Origin of the sequence: Spongiactinospora sp. 9N601, from assembly GCF_044326295.1 — a bacterium.
Classification (GTDB): domain Bacteria; phylum Actinomycetota; class Actinomycetes; order Streptosporangiales; family Streptosporangiaceae; genus Spongiactinospora; species Spongiactinospora gelatinilytica.
The window spans coordinates 1-530 of record NZ_JBIRBB010000076.1; the positions used below are offsets into that span (position 1 = coordinate 1).

At 70.4% G+C, this 530-nt stretch carries 1 protein-coding gene; it reads left to right on the top strand.

Going from position 1 to position 530, the window contains the following annotated elements; translation table 11 throughout:
* Window positions 1-42: 42 nt before the first annotated feature.
* Window positions 43-530: acyltransferase domain-containing protein (locus ACH34R_RS44200; RefSeq protein WP_397567636.1), on the top strand; the 488-nt coding region annotated here is incomplete at its 3' end.

Sequence of the window (530 nt, forward strand, 5' to 3'; positions counted from 1 at the left end):
TCGTCGGTGGTGGTGTCGGGGGATGAGGACGCGGTTTTGCGGGTGGCGGCGCGGTTTGCGGGGTCGCGGCGGGTGCGGGCGAGTCATGCGTTTCATTCGCATCGGATGGATCCGATGCTGGCGGAGTACCGGTCGGTGGTGGAGTCGGTGTCGTTCGCGCCTGCGGTGGTTCCGCTGGTGTCGACGGTGACCGGGGGTGTGGTGTCGGTGGAGGAGTTGGCGTCGCCGGAGTATTGGGTGCGTCAGGTTCGTGAGCCGGTGCTGTTCGCCGACGCGGTCGCGTCGCTGCTGGACGACGGCGTCTCGGCGTTCGTCGAGTTCGGGCCCGATGCGGTGCTGTCGTCCTTCGCCGAGGAGGTGGCGTCGGCCGGGTCGTATCCCGCCACGACCTCGGTCCCGGTACTGCGGCGGGGTCGCTCTGAGGTGGAGTCGGTGCTGGGTGCGGTGGCGGCGTTGCATGTGCGGGGGGTTTCGCCGGTCTGGGGTGAGCTGGTGGGGCGGGGCCGGCGGGTGGAGTTGCCGGCGTATGC